General features: G+C 68.2%; 12 protein-coding genes and 1 pseudogene. All 13 read left to right on the top strand.

The window, feature by feature from the left end; all coding sequences use genetic code 11:
* Positions 1 to 155: 155 nt before the first annotated feature.
* A pseudogene (locus GIW57_RS22505) lies at positions 156 to 1,670 on the top strand (YadA-like family protein); the annotation flags it as partial.
* Between the two features lie 162 nt (positions 1,671 to 1,832).
* Positions 1,833 to 3,719, top strand: coding sequence for a S8 family peptidase (locus GIW57_RS22500; RefSeq protein WP_236512951.1), 1,887 nt, complete (start codon positions 1,833 to 1,835; stop codon positions 3,717 to 3,719).
* 135 nt (positions 3,720 to 3,854) lie between these two features.
* Positions 3,855 to 5,576 carry a type II secretion system ATPase GspE gene (gene gspE / locus GIW57_RS22495; RefSeq protein WP_100462854.1) on the top strand — a complete coding sequence of 574 codons (1,722 nt, stop codon included), beginning with the start codon at positions 3,855 to 3,857 and terminating at the stop codon, positions 5,574 to 5,576.
* A 24-nt stretch (positions 5,577 to 5,600) separates the two neighbouring features.
* Positions 5,601 to 6,821: a type II secretion system F family protein gene (locus GIW57_RS22490; RefSeq protein WP_089238681.1), complete on the top strand. Its 1,221-nt coding sequence runs from the start codon at positions 5,601 to 5,603 to the stop codon at positions 6,819 to 6,821.
* A 49-nt stretch (positions 6,822 to 6,870) separates the two neighbouring features.
* On the top strand, positions 6,871 to 7,314 hold the full coding sequence (gene gspG / locus GIW57_RS22485; RefSeq protein WP_032951922.1) for a type II secretion system major pseudopilin GspG: 444 nt from the start codon (positions 6,871 to 6,873) through the stop codon (positions 7,312 to 7,314).
* Positions 7,315 to 7,320: 6 nt separating this feature from the next.
* Complete coding sequence (locus tag GIW57_RS22480; protein ID WP_100462856.1) at positions 7,321 to 7,815, top strand: GspH/FimT family pseudopilin; 495 nt, start codon at positions 7,321 to 7,323, stop codon at positions 7,813 to 7,815.
* The gene (locus GIW57_RS22475; protein WP_100462857.1) at positions 7,812 to 8,231 is read left to right on the top strand and encodes a prepilin-type N-terminal cleavage/methylation domain-containing protein; all 420 of its coding nucleotides are present in this window, start codon (positions 7,812 to 7,814) and stop codon (positions 8,229 to 8,231) included. The genes GIW57_RS22480 and GIW57_RS22475 overlap by 4 nt, the downstream gene beginning before the upstream one ends.
* A complete protein-coding gene (locus GIW57_RS22470) occupies positions 8,228 to 8,860 on the top strand; it encodes a type II secretion system protein J (protein WP_236512949.1) in 633 nt (210 codons plus the stop codon). Before GIW57_RS22475 ends, GIW57_RS22470 begins: the two co-directional genes overlap by 4 nt.
* On the top strand, positions 8,857 to 9,720 hold the full coding sequence (locus GIW57_RS22465; RefSeq protein WP_100462859.1) for a type II secretion system protein GspK: 864 nt from the start codon (positions 8,857 to 8,859) through the stop codon (positions 9,718 to 9,720). Before GIW57_RS22470 ends, GIW57_RS22465 begins: the two co-directional genes overlap by 4 nt.
* Entirely contained in the window at positions 9,717 to 10,886 is a 1,170-nt protein-coding gene (locus GIW57_RS22460; RefSeq protein WP_236512947.1) for a PilN domain-containing protein, read from the top strand. The genes GIW57_RS22465 and GIW57_RS22460 overlap by 4 nt, the downstream gene beginning before the upstream one ends.
* Positions 10,867 to 11,592, top strand: coding sequence for a type II secretion system protein GspM (gene gspM, locus GIW57_RS22455; protein ID WP_236512953.1), 726 nt, complete (start codon positions 10,867 to 10,869; stop codon positions 11,590 to 11,592). Before GIW57_RS22460 ends, gspM begins: the two co-directional genes overlap by 20 nt.
* Positions 11,582 to 12,370, top strand: coding sequence for a general secretion pathway protein GspN (locus GIW57_RS22450; RefSeq protein WP_100462862.1), 789 nt, complete (start codon positions 11,582 to 11,584; stop codon positions 12,368 to 12,370). Before gspM ends, GIW57_RS22450 begins: the two co-directional genes overlap by 11 nt.
* 9 nt (positions 12,371 to 12,379) lie before the next feature.
* Positions 12,380 to 14,593, top strand: a complete 2,214-nt coding sequence (gspD, locus tag GIW57_RS22445; RefSeq protein ID WP_236512945.1) for a type II secretion system secretin GspD — start codon at positions 12,380 to 12,382, stop codon at positions 14,591 to 14,593.
* The last annotated feature ends 87 nt before the right edge of the window (positions 14,594 to 14,680 follow it).

Below are 14,680 nucleotides of genomic sequence, written 5' to 3'. Positions count from 1 at the left end.
CACACTTCATGCCTCCAGACCACGTAGTGCCACCTCCACCTAGTACACTGCTCTTTCATTTTTTTTTTAATCGCCCCGGCACCAACAGAATCCACCCCTCCTCTCCCACGGCGGGCGGCGTAAGTTGTGTAAAAGGACCGGGGGTGCCCCCCCCCGCCGACGCCACCAGCCGGCACTTCCGTGCCAACGGCAGCGGCACCGCCACTGCCAGCGGTACCAATGCAGTGGCCGTGGGCTCCAGTGCCACTGCCAGTGGCAACCGCAGCAATGCACTGGGCAGCAACGCCAGCGCCATCGGCAACGCATCACTGGCCGTAGGCGCCAATGCCGCCGTCACCGGCAGCAACTCTGTGGCCCTCGGTGCCGGCGCGCGTGCGGTGGAGGCAAACGTGGTGTCGGTCGGCGGCGGCAACGGCACTGATGGTCCTGCCACGCGCCGCATCGTCAACGTCGCCGATGGCCGCATCGCCGCCGGCAGCAGCGATGCCGTGACCGGTTCACAGCTCAACGTCACCAACCAGCGCGTGGGTGCGGTGGAAACGCGTGTCGGTGATTTCGACTCGCGCATCGCCACCGTTGAAACCAGCGCGGCCAGTTCGGTCGGCTACGACGACGCCAGCCGTGACCGCCTGACGCTTGGCGGGATCCAGGGCACCACCATCGACAACGTCGGCGCCGGCAGCATCGCTTCCGGCAGCCGCCAGGCGATCAACGGCGGGCAGCTGTTCCAGTCGCTCAGCGATGCCGCCAGCTTCCTCGGCGGCGGTGCCAGCGTCGGCATGCAGGGGGTGTTCGTTGCGCCGAACTACGTGATCCAGGGTTCCACCTACAGCAACGTCGGCGACGCACTGGGCGCACTGGACCGCAAGGTCAGCGAGATCGATCGTCGCACCGCCAGCGGCACGCGTTCCGGCGCGGCCAGCCTGCGTTCGATGGCCGCTCCGCTGGACGCCGACGCGGCCAGCGCGGCCACGGCTTCGGCCAGCGCCGATGCGAGCCTGGCTGATGGCGGATCGGCAACGGCCACTGCCCGTGTGCAGGGCACCCCGACCGCAGCCAGCGCAGGCAGTGCACAGCCGGCACTGGTCGCAGGCGGTGGCATCAACGCCGTCGCGATGGGGGATGGCGCTGTCGCCAGTGGTGCATCGTCCACCGCGGTCGGCCAGGGCGCGAGTGCAACGGCGGCCAATGCAGTGGCACTGGGCCAGGGCTCGGTTGCCGATCGCGCGAATACCGTCTCGGTCGGCAGCGAGGGCAACGAACGCCAGGTCACCAACGTGGCGGCCGGTACCACCGCAACCGACGCGGTCAACAAGGGCCAGCTGGACCGTGGCATCACCACCGCCAACAGCTACACCGACAGCCGCGTGCAGGCGGTCACCGACAGCTTCGATGTGTTCAAGGGCGAAGTGGATGGACGCCTGCGCCACATGGATCGCCGCATCGACCGCCAGGGCGCGATGAGCTCGGCGATGCTCAACATGGCCACCAGTGCCGCCGGCATCCGTACCCAGAACCGGGTCGGCGTCGGCATCGGTTTCCAGGGCGGCGAGTCGGCCATGTCGCTGGGCTACCAGCGCGCGATCAGCGATCGCGCCACGGTCACCATCGGTGGTGCCTTCAGCAGTGATGACAGCTCGGTCGGCGTTGGCGCCGGCTTCGGCTGGTAAGTGCGCAACAGCGTGCCGGTGGGGCATCCCATCGGCACGTCGAGCAGTGAGCGCCAAAGGGGCGTGGCACGGCAACCCTGGTGGGCCAGCCAGGGCAGTCGCAGGGAGTGATGGCCGTAGTGAGCTCCGTCCGTGCAACGGGCGGAGAAGGAAAGCTCAACCATGACCTTGAAGAGGATTTCGAACGTGACCAAGAAGCAGACCCTTCGCATCAATGTGCTGGCTGCCGCCATGCTGTCTCTGACTGTCGGCGTCGGTGCGGCGCATGCGGCAAAGCCGGGCGTGGCCAAGGAACCGGCGCGCGTGGCCAGCACTGCCCAGCAGAGCGTGGACGGCATCATCGTGAAGTACCGCAACGGCACTGCTGCCGCCAGCGATCGTTCGACCAAGCTGTCGGTGGTGCAGTCGGCACTGTCGCGTGCCATCGTCAGCAGCGGCACCACCAGCCGTGCTGCGGCACTGTCCCCGCTGGTGGAGCGCAAGCTCGGTGCCGGTGGCGACCTGATCCGCCTGAAGTCCAAGCTGGGCGCGGCCGACATGCAGAAGGTGCTGGCTGAACTGAATGCCGATCCGTCGGTGCAGTACGCGGTGGCCAACGTGCGCCTGCAGCGTTCGGACCTGCGTGCCACCAACGCGCAGCCGGCACTGGTGCCCAACGACCCCAACTACGCGCAGTACCAGTGGAACTTCTTCAACGCCACCGGTGGTGTGAACGCCCCGGCCGCGTGGGACCTCTCGCAGGGCGAGGGCATCGTGGTCGCCGTGCTCGATACCGGCATCCTGCCGGGCGTGCCGGACTTCGGCAGCAACCTGCTGGAAGGCTACGATTTCATCAGTGACAAGGAATCCTCGCGCCGCCCGAACGATGGCCGCGCACCGGGTGCCACCGACTACGGCGACTGGGTGGAAACGGCCAACGAGTGCTACACCGGCTCTGAACCGGAAGGCAGTTCCTGGCATGGCACGCACGTGGCCGGCACCATTGCCGAAGTGACCAACAACGGCAGTGCCCTGGCAGGCCTGGCCTACAAGGCCAAGGTGCTGCCGGTGCGCGTGCTGGGCAAGTGCGGCGGCACCCTGGCCGACATCAGCGACGCCATCACCTGGGCGTCGGGCGGCACCGTGCCGGGCATTCCGGCCAACACCAATCCGGCGGAAATCATCAACATGAGCCTGGGCGGTGGCGGCGCCTGCGATGCCGCCTACCAGGACGCGATCAACGGCGCCGTGTCGCGCGGCACGCTGGTGGTGGTCGCGGCCGGCAACGAAACCGACAATGCGTCGAAGTACCGCCCGGCCAGCTGCAACAACGTGGTGGCGGTGGGTGCGACCCGTGTCACCGGTGGCATCACCTATTACTCCAACTACGGCACCGCGGTCGACCTGTCGGCCCCGGGCGGTGGCGGCAGCGTCGACGGCAACCCGAACGGCTACATCTGGCAGGTCGGCTCCAGTTCGGAAACCACCCCGGACGCCGGTGAGTGGGTGCTGATGGGCAAGGGCGGCACGTCGATGTCCTCGCCGCATGTTGCCGCCGTGGCCGCCATGGTGCAGAGCGCGTTGATCGCCAAGGGCAAGGAGCCGTTGGCTCCGGCCGCACTGGAAACGCTGCTGAAGCAGAGCGCGCGCAAGTTCCCGGTGACCATCCCGGCGGCGACCCCGATCGGCACCGGCATCCTCGATGCCAAGGCCGCGCTGGATGCCGCGCTGAAGGAGCCGTGCACCGAGAACTGCGAGCCGGAGGGCATTCCGCTGACCAACAAGGTGACCGTGGGTGGCTTGGCCGGTGCGGCCGCCAGCGAAACCGTCTACACCTTCGAAGCGGCGGCCGGCAAGACGCTGAGCGTGCTGACCTACGGCGGCAGCGGCAACGTGTCGGTGTATCTGGCGCAGGGCCGCGTGCCCACCGCGACCGACAACGATGCCAAGTCGACCCGCCCGGGCAATACCGAAACCGTGCGCGTAGCCAAGCCGGTGGCCGGTACCTACTACATCAAGGTGGTGGGTGAGGCCGCTTACAGCGGGGTGAGCATTCTGGCGACCCAGTAATAACCGACTGTCGTAAATGAATAAGCGAGGCCCGTCACCTGTGTGACGGGCTTCGTCTTTTTACGAAAGAAGAATCGGAGCGGGTGGAAACCACGGCTTAACTGCTAAAGTCGGGACGATCGACAGGAGAGTCACGTGAACGCGCTCGCTGCCACCGCCATCGACGACACTGAAGGCCGCATCCTCGATGCGCTGCTGGCACGTGGTCGGCTCAAGGAAGGAGATCTGGCGCGTGCGCGGCCGCTGCATGCCGAGGCCGGTGGCAGCCTGCTCGGCCTGCTGGTCCGGCTGGGGCTGGTGTCCGAACGTGACCAGGCGCAGGCCAGCGCCGATGTGCTGGGTCTGCCGCTGCTGGAAGGACGGCAGCTGCCTGAATCGCCGCCGCAGGCACTGGCCGAAGGCCTGCCGCTGTCGCTGCGCTTCCTCAAGCAGTTCCACGTATGCCCGCTGGCGCTGGATGAACACGGCGTGCAGCTGTGGCTGGCCGACGCCCACGATCCGTACCCGCAGCAGGCCGTGCAGTTGGCACTGGGTGTGCCGGTCACGCCGCTGCTGGGCATGCGCGCGGAGATCGATGACCTGGTCGAGCGCTGGTTCGGCCAGGGCCGCAGTGCGATGGGGGCCATCGTGGAAACCGCCGATGGCGAAGGCGGCGCAGTGGACGATATCGAGCACCTGCGCGATCTCGCCTCGGAAGCGCCGGTGATCCGCCTGGTCAACCTGGTGATCCAGCGCGCAGTCGAACTGCGCGCCTCGGACATCCACGTCGAACCTTTCGAAAACCGGCTGAAAGTGCGTTACCGCGTCGATGGCGTGCTGGTCGAAGGCGAGAGCCCGCCGGCCAACCTGACCGCCGCGGTGATCAGCCGCATCAAGATCATGGCCCGGCTCAACATCGCCGAGCGCCGCCTGCCGCAGGACGGTCGCATCATGCTGCGCGTGCAGGGCAAGGAGCTGGACCTGCGTGTCAGCACGGTACCCACCGCGCACGGCGAAAGCGTGGTGATGCGCCTGCTCGATCGCGAGACGGTGGTGTTCGACTTCCATCGGCTGGGCTTCACCGATGCCTTCCTGCCGCAGTTCCGCAAGGTGCTTGAGCAGCCGCACGGCATCCTGCTGGTGACCGGGCCCACCGGCTCGGGCAAGACCACCACGCTGTACACCGCGCTGAGCCAGCTCAACACCGCCGACGTCAAGATCATCACCGTTGAAGATCCGGTCGAGTACCAGATCGAAGGCATCAACCAGATCCAGGCCAAGCCGCAGATCGGGCTGGATTTCGCCAATGCGCTGCGCAGCATCGTGCGCCAGGATCCGGACATCATCATGATCGGCGAAATGCGCGACCTGGAAACCGCGCGCATCGCGATCCAGTCGGCGTTGACCGGCCACCTGGTGCTGTCCACGCTGCATACCAACAACGCTGCGGGCGGCATCACCCGCCTGCTCGACATGGGCGTGGAAGACTATCTGCTCACCTCCACCATCAACGGCATCCTGGCCCAGCGCCTGGTGCGCCGGCTGGAGCCGACCCACGCCGAGCGCTATGAAGCCTCGCCGGAAGAAATCGAGCGCTTCGACCTGCGTCGCCTGCAGCCGCAGGGAACGATCCACCTGTATCGGCCGAAGCCGTCGGCGCTGGCGCCGACCGGCTACCTGGGGCGTACCACCATCATGGAATTCCTGGTGATGAACGACGCGCTGCGGCGTGCGGTGATGCGTCGCGATGGCATGGGCGAGATCGAACGCATCGCCCGTGAAGCCGGCATGCGCACCATGTACGAGGACGGCCTGAGCAAGGCCCTGAGCGGGCAGACGACCCTCGAGGAAGTCCTGCGCGTGACCGAGGAAGGCTGATGCGCGCAGGACGCTGGGGCTGACATGCCGAACTATCGCTACAAGGCGCTCAATACGCACGGCGAGATCTTCGACGGACAGATGGAAGCGGCCAGCGAGGCCGAGCTGGTCGCGCGCCTGCAGGACCAAGGCCATCTGCCGATGGAAACGCAGCTGGCCGACGGTGGTGCGGTTGGTGGCAGCAGCCTGCGCGGCCTGTTCCGCCAGCGTCCGCTGCAGGGTGCGGCATTGCTGCAGTTCACCCAGCAGCTGGCGACGCTGCTCGGTGCCGGGCAGCCACTGGACCGCGCGCTGTCGATCCTGCTCAGCCTGCCCGAAGACGAACGCTCGCGCCGCGCGATCACCGACATCCGCGACGTGGTGCGCGGTGGCGCGCCGCTGTCCACTGCGCTGGAGCGTCAGCACGGCCTGTTCTCGCGCCTGTACGTGAACATGGTGCGCGCCGGTGAAGCCGGTGGCAGCCTGCACGACACCCTGCAACGTCTGGCCGATTACCTCGAGCGCAGCCGTGCGCTGCAGGGCAAGGTGATCAACGCACTGGTGTACCCGGCGATCCTGCTGGTGGTGGTGGGCGGCGCGCTGCTGTTCCTGCTGGGCTATGTGGTGCCGCAGTTCGCACAGATGTATGAAAGCCTGGACGTGGCGTTGCCGTGGTTCACCAACCTGGTGCTGCAGCTGGGCCTGTTCGTACGCGACTGGTGGGTGCTGCTGCTGGTGGTGCCGGGCGTGCTGCTGCTGTTGTTCGAACGCAAGGCGCGGCAGCCCGCGTTCCGTCTGGCGCTGGATGGCTGGCTGCTGCAGCGCCGCGGCATCGGCCGCCTGCTGGGCGAACTGGAGACCGCGCGGCTGGCGCGCACCCTGGGGACATTGCTGCGTAACGGCGTGCCGCTGCTGGCGGCGCTGGGTATCGCCCGCAACGTACTCGGCAACCGCGCGCTGGCGGCCGATCTGGAAACCGCCGCCGACGAGGTCAAGAACGGCACCGGCCTGTCGCTGGCGCTGTCGCGCGGCAAGCGCTTTCCCCGGTTGGCGCTGCAGATGATCCAGGTCGGCGAGGAGTCCGGCGCGCTCGATACCATGCTGCTGAAAGCGGCTGATACTTTCGAACAGGACAGTGCCCGCCGCATCGACCGCCTGCTGGCGGCGATGGTGCCGGCGATCACCCTGGTGCTGGCCTCGGTGGTCGGCGCGGTGATCGTGGCCGTGCTGGTGCCGTTGTACGACCTCACCAACGCCATCGGCTGACGATGGCCTCCTTCGCAACCCCGACATCCCGTACCTGAAAGGACCGACCATGATTGCTTCCCGTCGACCGATCCGCCTTTCCTTCACCGCCGCACGCCACCAGTCGGGCATGAGCCTGCTGGAGATCATCATCGTCATCGTGCTGATCGGCGCGGTGCTGACCCTGGTCGCCAGCCGCGTGCTCGGCGGCGCCGACCGTGGCAAGGCCAACATCGCCAAGGCGCAGGTGCAGACCGTTGCCTCCAAGGTCGACAACTACCAGATCGACACCGGCAAGCTGCCTGCCTCGCTCAACGACCTGGTGACCGCACCGGCCGGCGTCGGTGGCTGGCTGGGCCCTTATGCCAAGCCTGCCGACCTCAACGACCCGTGGGGCCACGCGCTGGAGTACCGCGCACCGGGCGAAGGCCAGGCGTATGAACTGATCAGCCTGGGCAAGGACGGCAAGGCCGGCGGCAGCAGCGTCGACGCTGACATCCGCTACCAGCCGTAAGCACGCATGCTGCTTTCCCTGCCGCGCCGGGTGTCACGCCCGCGCCTGCACGGCAGGCGCGCAGCGGGCCTGTCGCTGCTGGAAATGCTGCTGGTGATCGCATTGATCGCGGCCATCGGCCTGATCACTGCCGCTGGCATGTCGCGCGGTTTTGCCGGCATGCAGCTGCGCAGTGCCGGCAAGGACATCGCCAACCAGCTGCGCATGGTGCGCGCGCAGGCGATTGCCCGCGGTGAGCCGCAGCGCTTCGTGATCGAACCGGCGCAGCATCGCTGGCAGGGCGCCAACCAGCGCCAAGGCGAAGTGCCGGCCAAGCTGAAGGTGCAGTTCGAAGGTGCCGCGCAGCTGGCCACCGCACCCGGTCAGGGCGTGATCGAATTCCATCCCGACGGCGGTTCCAGCGGCGGCCGCATCCGCCTGCAGCTGGAGAGCGCCGAGTGGCGCATCGATGTGGGCTGGTTGACCGGTGAAGTCCGTTCCGGACCGTGGCGGGCGCAATGAGGTCGCGCGCCCGTGGCTTCACCCTGCTTGAAGTGATCGTTGCCTTCGCACTGCTTGGGTTGGCACTGACGCTGTTGCTGGGCAGCCTGTCCGGTGGCGCGCGCCAGGTGCGCGACGCCGAGCTGCGCACGCGCGCGGTGCTGCACGCGCAATCATTGTTGGCCGCCGCTGGCGTGGAAGCGCCACTGCAGGCCGGCAGCCAACAGGGCGAGTGGGAGCAGGGGCGATATCACTGGCAGCTGCAGGTGCAGCCCTGGGCCGAGCCGCGCAGTGGTGCGCTGCCCGCTGCGCAGTCGCCGGGTACGCCGTGGCTGGCGGAACTGCAGCTGCAGGTGCGCTGGGGCGACAGCGAGCGCGAGCAGTTGCGCTGGCGCAGCCTGCGCCTGTTGCCGCCTGCGCTGGAGAACGCGCGATGAGGCGCCGCGCGCGGGGCTTCACCCTGATCGAAGTCATGCTGGCCACCGTGCTGCTGGCCGGCGGCCTGGCGTTGGCGTTCGCCAGCGTGCGCTCGGCGATGGCGATCAGCCAGCGCGGTGAGCAGATTGCCGCGCAGAGCGAACGCATGCGCGCAGTGCAGGCCCTGCTGCGGCGCCAGCTCGCCAGCGCCCTGCGCAGCCCGCTGGAAGTATCCGATCCTACCCGCGAACCGGTGTTCTTCCAGGGCGACGATCGGGGCATGCAGTTCGTAGCCGACCTGCCGGGCTATCTCGGTCGCGGCGGCCCATACCTGCATGCGCTGCAGGTGGATGGCGCAGCCGGCCACCGCCGCTTGCTGCTGGAGCTGGTACTGCTGCAGGAAGGCGAGCGCATCGAAGAAAGCCCGCCGCGCCCGCCCGAAGTGCTGGCGGAGGACTTGAAGGATGTACGGCTGCGCTATCGCGGTGTCGACGCCAGCAACGGGCAGATGACCGAATGGTTGCCCCGCTGGGATGACACCCGGCGCCTGCCGTTGCTGGTGGAAGTACAGATCGTGCCAAGCAGGGGCACGCCGTGGCCGCCGCTGGTGGTGGCACTGCGCGCCGGCGGCAGTGGAGGCGCGCGATGAAGCGTCCACGTGGTGCCGCGCTGGTACTGGTGCTGTGGCTGATCGCGCTGATGACCGCGCTGGTCGGCGCCTTTGCGCTCAGCGCACGGGTCGAGTACCTGCAGCAGCGGGTGCTCGGTGACGATGCACGCGGCCAGGAGCGCGCGCGCGCGGGCCTGGAATACGCGCTGCTGCGGCTGCAGCCCGACCCGCAGCGTCCGCCGTGGCAGGCCGACGGCCGCGCCTATCGCTGGCAGTTCGACGACGCCCGCATCGAGATCCGGGTGCTGGACGAGAACGGCAAGATCAACCTCAACCTGGCGGATGCGGCGCTGCTGTCCGCATTCATGCAGGCACTGGGCGAGCCGGCTGAAACCGCCAAGCAGTTGGCCGGTGCGATCATCGACTGGCGCGACGAAGACAGCCTGCTGCAGCCCGGTGGCGGTGCCGAGGCACCCGAGTACGCCGCCGCGGGCCTGCCCTATGGCCCGCGCAACAAGCGCTTTGAAACCCTGGGCGAACTGCAGCGGGTGCTGGGAATGCGCGGGTCGCTGTATGCCGCGATGCTGCCGCACCTGACGCTCTACAGCCGCCAGGCGCGCCCGGATCCGCGCTTCGCCAGTGGCCCGGTGTTGACGGCAATGGGCCTGGATGCGGAACAACTGCTGGCGCAACGCGCCCAGCAGGAGCGTGACGGAGATAACGCTGCAGGTGCATCGGCGCTTGCCAGCAGCAGTGGCACCTATAGTATCGAGTCCCGCGCCACTGACGGCAGCGGACGCCTGTCGGTGCTGCAGGCGGTGGTGCGCAACGGATCGGGCGGGGTGCCCGGCCGGACCTACACAGTGCTTCGCTGGGAGCAGGGAATGGCAGCAAGATGACGGCTTGGCAGGACAGTCTGCGGCAGGTGCAGGGCCAGATCGGCCCCGGTGCCGGCCGTTTCCTGCGCTGGTGGCGGCAGTCGTTGCTGGCCTGGGTGCCGATGCGCTGGCAATGGGCGCTGGGCTGGTCGCAGACCCGCCTGCTGCTGCAGTGCGAAGACGGGCAGCTGCAGGTCTGGCGCGAAGCCGGTGACGGCCTCGAGCCCGTCGTCCGTCTTCCGTGGCCGCTGCAACCGGCGGACCTGGATCGCGTGCTGGAGCCGCGCCTGCGCAGCCTGCCACGGGTGTGGCTGCTGCCCGCCGGGCAGGCCCTGCGGCGCACGCTGCGCCTGCCCGCCGCGGCCGGTGACCGCCTGCGTGCGGTGGTCGGCTACGAGATCGACCGGCAGACACCGTTCGAAGCCAGCCAGGTCAGCTATGACATCCGTGAACTGGGCAGTGCCGGCGAAGGCCTGCTGCAGGTGGAGCTGGTGGCCTGGCCGCTGCGCCAGCTCGATGACTGGCGTGCGCAGATCGGCGAGTGGGCTGACACGCTGGCCGGTGTCGACGCGATCGATGCACAGGGCCGCGCGCTGCAGGTCAACCTGCTGCCGCCCGCGCAGCGTCAACAGCGGCCGGACCCGATGCGGCGCTGGAACCTGCTGCTTGCTGCAGCGGCGCTGGTGATGCTGGTGCTGGCGGCGATGCAGCTGCTGGACAATCGCCGCGCTGCCGTCGATGTACTGCGCGAAGACGTCGAGCGCAGCGCCCGCAGTGCGCGCGGTGTTGCCAGCGAACGCAGCCAGCTGCAGGCGCTGCTGGATGGAGCGACGTTCCTGGAAACACAACGCAACCAGCGCGCCAGCACCGTCGAAGTGTGGAATGAGCTGACCCGGCGCCTGCCCGATGGCACCTACCTGGAAAAACTGGCGATCGAGAACAACAGCCTGCAGCTGATCGGCCTCAGCAGCGAAGCATCGCAGCTGGTTCCGCTGCTGCAGGACGCGCCGCAGTGGCGCAAGGTCAACCTCACCGGCGTGCTGCAGGCCGATGGTGCTGCCAGTGGCCGCGACCGCTTCACCCTGACCGCCGAGCTGCAGCCATTGCCTTCGGCGGTACCTGCGCCCGCAGCCGCCGCGACTGAAACCACGGAGGCGGCCCATGCCGATGCCAAGCGCACGCCGTGACCGCTGGCTGGCACTGGCACTGCTGTTGGCAGTGCTGTGCCTGGCCTACCTGCTTCTGGTGCACCCGTGGTTCACCCAGCCACTGCGCGCGATCGACGCCGATGCCGCTGCCCTGCGCGAACGCCAGCAGCGCGTACAGGCGCAGCTGCAGCAGCAGCCGCAGATCGAACAGCGGCTGCGCGCGACCCGCGACGCCCTGCAGCAGCGCCCGGGGTTCCTGCAGGAAGCCACCGCCGAGGCCGCTGCGGCCGCGCTCGGCGCACGCCTGCAGGATGCGGTGGCGATGGCCAGCCCGGGCAACCGCAGCTGCACCATCAGCAACCGCACGCCATTGAGCGACAACCGTCGCGATGCTGCGTTCGTCCGCGTGGCCATGCAGGTGCGCCTGCGCTGTGGCGTGGCCGAACTGGCCACTGTCCTGCACAGCCTGGAGACCGGCAGCCCGCGCCTGTTCGTGGACAACCTCAACCTGATCGCACAGCGCTTCCAGCAATCGCCGAACGAATCCGGCCTCGGTCTGGACGTGTCCTTCGAGCTGGCCGGCTACCTGTTGCCAGGTGCTGCCGCCGATTCCTCCACAGTGCCCGTGGCCACGCCACCTGCAGCGCCACCTGCAGCGGCGCCGGTGGTGTCGCCGCCGGCACCTGTGCCGGCACCGGCGGAGCAGCCTGCTGCCGATGCGCAGGAGGTGGCCGATGAAGCTTGAACAGATCAACCTGCGCACCGGGCTGCTGCTGGCGCTGGCCGGATGGGCCGCTGCGACCTGGCTGGCCACCGGCTTCGGCCTGGGCAGCCAGCTGCCCACGGTCAGCACAGAGGGCGACGCCCAGGCCGCGCTGCCGGCGTTGCCCGTGCTGGCGCCCGAGCGCATGGCCGGCGCAGACAGCTACAGCGTGATCAGCGAGCGGCCCCTGTTCGCCGAAGACCGCAAGCCGCGCCCGTACCTGCTGGGGGGCAGCGAAGCCGCCGCCAGTCCCGCGCTGCGCCTGACCGGCGTGCTGCTCACCGGTGATTTCAGCATGGCCACCTTCACCACCGAGCAGGGCCGGTCGTTGCGCCTGCGCCTCAATGGCGATGCAGTCGATGGCTGGCAACTGGTCGCATTGGAACCGCGCCAGGCCACGGTGATCGGCTCCAGTGGCAGCCAGGTGCTGGAACTGGCCGTGTTCAATGGCCAGGGCGGTGAAGCGCCGACGGTCCTGCGCGGGGCCAATGGCGCGCCGCCTGTGCCCGGCGCGGTGGTTCCGCCGCCGCCGCCACAGCCGGCGCCCAGCCAGACCCTGCCCAACCCACGTGCCACCGATGGCAACGTGGCTCCCGCGTCGCCTGCACCAGCCGCGGCCGCCGCGCCACCTGCCAACACCAACGGTCCCAGCGAAGCGCAGATGCAGGCCATCCGCGAACGCATCCAGGCCCGCCGCCGTCAGCTGCAGCAACAGCAGCAACAACCGTCGCCGCCCCCGGGCGATGGCACCAACCGATAGAGTGAATGCATGAATCTGCGTTTTCTTCCCTGGTCCCTTGCCCTGACACTGCTGGTCGGCTGCAGCACCGTGTCCGCCCCGCATGTGCAACGCAACGGCAACCTGCAGCCATCGGCCAGCGCCGGTCAGGCCGCCGTAGATGCGCAGACCGAAGCGGCCGATCAAGCCCAGGGGACGCCGCAGGCGGTGATCCGCCGTGGCACCGGCACCATGATCAACCGCGAGGCCGCGCGCAAGCCGTCGCCTGCATTGCATGCGGCCAGCTCCGGCGAAGCCACGTTCAACTTCGAGGGCGAGTCGGTGCACGCGGTGGTCAAGGCCATCCTCGGTGACATGCTCGGCCAGAACTACGTGATCGCACCGGGGGTGCAGGGCACGGTGACCCTGGCCACGCCCAAGCCGGTATCGCCGGCACAGGCATTGAACCTGCTGGAGATGGTGCTGGGCTGGAACAATGCCCGCATGGTCTACAGCGGTGGCCGCTACAACATCGTCGCCGCCGACCAGGCACTGGCCGGGACCGTGGCGCCGAGCACCGCGCCCGCCTCCAGCGCACGCGGCTTTGAAGTGCGCGTGGTGCCGCTGCAGTTCATCTCCGCCACCGAGATGAAGAAGGTGCTGGAGCCCTATGCGCGGCCCAATGCCATCGTCAACGTCGACAGCGGCCGCAACGTGATCACCCTTGGCGGCACCCGTGCCGAGCTCGAGAACTACCTGCATACCGTCGAAATCTTCGACGTGGACTGGCTCTCGGGCATGTCGGTGGGCGTGTTCCCGATCCAGTCCGGCAAGGCCGAGCAGGTCGCGGCCGATCTGGAGAAGGTATTCGGCGAAGAGAGCAAGACGCCCAGCGCCGGCATGTTCCGTTTCCTGCCGCTGGAAAACGCCAACGCCGTGCTGGTGATCACCCCGCAGGTGCGCTACCTGGACCAGATCCAGCAGTGGCTGGACCGCATCGATACCGCCGGTGGCAGCGCGCGCCTGTTCTCGCATGAACTGCGTTACATCAAGGCCCGCGACCTGGCTGAACGCCTCAGCGAAGCCTTTGCCAGCAGCGGCAACCGTAGCGGCGCCGGCTCGGCATCGCTGGCACCAGGCGCCATTCCGTCGCAGCTGGGCAGCGATGGCGACCGCGGCATGGACGCCAACAACGGCAGCAGCTTCAACAACCAGGTCGGCGGCGGCAGCAGCAGCGGTAGTGGCAGCAGCGCCGGCAGCCTGAACCTGCCGCAGCGCCAGTCGGGCAACGTCAGCATCAGCCTGGAAGTGGAGGGCGATCGTGTCGGCGTGTCGGCGGTGGAAGAGACGAACACGTTGCTGGTGCGTTCGACGCCGCAGGCCTGGCGCTCGATCCGCGAAGTGATCGAAAAGCTGGACGTGATGCCGCTGCAGGTGCACATCGAAGCGCAGGTGGCCGAAGTCGGGCTGACCGGCGACCTGAAGTACGGCGTGAACTGGTACTTCGACAACGCCGTAGCAGGACGCGCGCTGACCGGTGCGCTGTCCGGGTTGTCACTGCCGGCGATGGCCGGCGGTTCCTGGAACACCTTCGCTGGTGCGGTGACCGGGACCGATGGTGCCAACTGGGCGTTCACCGGCCACAACGGCGCCGCCGTGGTCAGTGCGCTGGACAAGGTCACCGACGTGCGCCTGCTGCAGACCCCCTCGGTGTTCGTGCGCAACAACGCCGAAGCCACGCTCAACGTCGGCGACAAGGTGCCGATCAACACCACCACGGTCAACACCGGCATCGGTACCAGCAGCTACAGCTCGGTGCAGTACATCGACACCGGCGTGATCCTCAAGGTGCGCCCGCGCGTAACCCGCGACGGAACGGTGTTCCTGGATATCGTGCAGGAGATCAGCAGCGCCTCCGACGTACCGGAGAACTGCAATCCGCAGGAGCGCAACTGCAATCCGCGCATCTCCACCAAGAAGCTGGCCACCGAGGCAGCGGTGCAGAGCGGGGACACCATCATGCTGGCCGGCCTGATCACCGATTCGGCCACGGATGGCAGCAGCGGCATTCCCGGCCTCAGCCGGATTCCGGTGCTGGGTGCGCTGTTCGGCCAGAAGAGCCGCACCAGCCGTCGTTCGGAAGTGATCGTGCTGCTGACCCCGACCATCGTCCGCAACGGCCAGGAAGCGCGCAACCTGACCGACGAATACAGCCAGCGCTTCCGCGCGATGGAGCCGCTGAACCAGCCGGGCTCAAAGAAGTAAGGGGGTTCGGCCGGGTTGCACCCGGCACCCGCCGAAGCCGAAGCAACGGCAGCAGCAACAGCAACAGCGGGTTTACTGGGGGAGGGC

It is taken from the genome of Stenotrophomonas sp. PA-6-5C (genome assembly GCF_021605635.1).
Classification (GTDB): Bacteria; Pseudomonadota; Gammaproteobacteria; order Xanthomonadales; family Xanthomonadaceae; genus Stenotrophomonas; species Stenotrophomonas lactitubi.
Note: the sequence above shows the minus strand (reverse complement) of the source record. Positions and strands in the feature narration are given on the sequence as shown.